This window comes from Brevundimonas diminuta ATCC 11568 (assembly GCF_000204035.1).
GTDB classification, from domain to species: Bacteria; Pseudomonadota; Alphaproteobacteria; order Caulobacterales; family Caulobacteraceae; genus Brevundimonas; species Brevundimonas diminuta.
This window is the reverse complement of sequence record NZ_GL883086.1, coordinates 1,650,844-1,653,286: the sequence shown is the minus strand read 5'-3', so window position 1 is coordinate 1,653,286 and position 2,443 is coordinate 1,650,844. Positions and strand designations below refer to the sequence as shown.

Here is a 2,443-nt window from a genome sequence, read left to right as displayed (position 1 = left end):
CGAGCTGGCCGCCAACCCTCGCGCCCGCTCGGCCAAGATCCGCGCGGCCGTGCGGACGGGCGCTCCGGCCTGGGGCGCGATGAAGGGGAGGGCCGCATGATCGCCATGCCCGCCCCCATCAAGCGCCTGTTCGAGTGGAAGGTGCGCGGCGTGCGCTGCGTCGAGATCATCGGCGTGGCCTGCGTTCTGGCGCTGGTCTTCTCGGTCTATATCGCCAAGGCGGCCGCCGCCCGCGAAAGCGCCGAGATCAGCAGTCTGGAGCGCGACATCCGCGAGAATCGCGAGCGGGTGCGTCTGCTGCGCGCCGAGGTCACGCGGCTGGAGCAGCCCGCGCGGCTGGAGGCCCTGTCGCGCGAGATCGGCCTGGGTCCGGTCGATGTGAAGAAGCAGGCGGGCGAGGCGGCCCTGCCCGCGATCGCGCCCCCGCCGGCTGAAAAGCTCGCCGCCGCGCCCGTCGCTGCATCTGCGGCGTCTGCTGCGGGGGCCGTGCAATGAGCGTGCATGACCATCACGGCATGGGCTATCGCGGCCGCCCGCAGGCGACCTTCGGCGGCGCGGTCTCGGCCTGGGGGCGCTGGGTCGCCTCGATCGTCTGGAATCTGGAGCATTCGTTCGAGCGCGCCCGCGCCGACGCCCGCCCGGAAGAAGACACCCGCGTCCGCATCTTCCTGATCATGGCGGCCTTCTGCGCCGTCTTCGCCTGCCTGGCCCTGGGCGCGGCGCACGCGGCCCTGCTGGCGCCTGCGCGCGGGGCGGGGGCGGGCTTCCATCCCGGCGCCCTGACGCGCGCCGATCTGGTGGATCGCAACGGTCAGCTGCTGGCGACCAACATCACCCACTACGGCCTCTACATCGACCCGCGCGAGGTCTGGGACATTCCGGCGGCCAAGGCCCAGCTGCGTCGCGCCCTGCCGCGCATTTCGGCTGCGCGTCTGGACCGGGTGATGAGCGGCGAGCGCCGTCTGATCGCCCTGAACGGCCTGACGCCGTCCGAGCGTCGGGCGGTCCACGCCCTGGCCCTGGGCGGAGTGACGTTCGAGCCGGAAGACCGTCGCGTCTATCCGCTGGGAAGCTCGGCCGTGCACCTGATCGGTCGTTCGGACACGGGCGGCCAGGGCGTCGCGGGCGCCGAGTTGGCCTTCGACCAGGAGATCCGCGCGGCGGGCGCCGCCAGCGAGGACTTCCCCCTGTCCATCGACCTGCGGGTTCAGGGCGTGGTCGAGAACGAGCTGGCCATCGCCGCCGAGGAGCACAAGGCCAAGGGCGCCGTCGCCGTGGTCGCCGACGTGCAGACGGGCGAGATCCTGGCCATGGCCTCGTGGCCGACCTATGACGCCAACCGCCGCAACGCCGCGCCGGAAGAGGCCACGCTGAACCGCGTCGTCTCGGCCCACTATGAGATGGGCTCGGTGTTCAAGAGCTTCACCGTCGCCGCCGGCATCGACACCGGCCGGGCCGACATGAACACCCTGTTCGACGCCTCCCAGGCGCTGCAGATCGGCAAGCGACGCATCACCGACTTCCACGCCACCAACAAGGTGCTGACGCTGGAGGAGGTCTATCTGCATTCGTCCAACATCGGCACCTCGCGACTGGCGGTCGAGATGGGCGGCGATGTGATGCGCGACTATTTCCGCCGTCTGGGCCTGCTGGACGCCGCCCCGATCGAGCTGAAGGAATCGGCCGCCCCGCCTAAGGTCAGGAAGTGGGACGACAGCACCCTGGCGTCGCTGTCGTTCGGCTACGGCATCATGGTCACGCCGATCCAGTATGTGTCGGCCTATGGCGCGCTGGTGAACGGCGGGCGCTATGTGCCGCCGACCCTGCGCAAGGGCGGGCGTCCGAACGCCCAGACGCATCAGGTCGTCTCGCCCGAGACGTCTGCCGTCATGCTGGACCTGATGCGCCGCAACGTCACGCGCGGCTCGGGCCGGTTCGCCGACGCGCCGGGTCTGCGCATGGGCGGCAAGACGGGTTCGGCCAACAAGCTGGTCAACGGCCGCTATAATCCGGCGGTGGCCGTCGGCTCCTTCGCCGGGGTCTTCCCCGCCGACGGGCCGGTGGACGCCAAGCGCTACACCGTCTTCGTTCTGATGGACGAGCCGGGCGTCTATCCGCGCACCGGCGGCTATGTCGCCGCGCCCGCCGTGGGCCGCATCGCCGACCGCATCGCGGGCTTCCTGGGCGTCGAGCGCAAGGCCGACCGCTGGTCCACCGCCCTGGGCGAAAAGATCCCCGAGTTCCAGGACGTGGAGGGCGACGGCCGATGAGCCAGCTGCGCCTTTCCGAACTGCTGCGCCGCGACGTGGCCTCGGACCCGGAGATCACCGCCGTCACCGCCGACAGCCGCCAGGTCGTGCCCGGCGCCCTGTTCGTCGCCCTGCCGGGGACGCAGGCCGACGGCCGCGCCTTCATTCCGCAGGCCCTGGCGAAAGGGGCCGCC

At 71.4% G+C, this 2,443-nt stretch carries 3 protein-coding genes; all 3 read left to right on the top strand.

The genetic code is table 11. The features are described 5' to 3' along the window. Nucleotides 1–96: 96 nt before the first annotated feature. On the top strand, nt 97–495 hold the full coding sequence (gene ftsL / locus BDIM_RS11865) for a cell division protein FtsL (protein ID WP_003165840.1): 399 nt from the start codon (nt 97–99) through the stop codon (nt 493–495). Beyond that, nucleotides 492–2,270 (top strand): peptidoglycan D,D-transpeptidase FtsI family protein, encoded by a 1,779-nt coding sequence (locus tag BDIM_RS11860; RefSeq protein ID WP_003165839.1) that lies wholly within the window; start codon nt 492–494, stop codon nt 2,268–2,270. Before ftsL ends, BDIM_RS11860 begins: the two co-directional genes overlap by 4 nt. Beyond that, nucleotides 2,267–2,443: Mur ligase domain-containing protein (locus BDIM_RS17245; RefSeq protein WP_248601236.1), on the top strand; the 177-nt coding region annotated here is incomplete at its 3' end. The genes BDIM_RS11860 and BDIM_RS17245, both read left to right, overlap by 4 nt.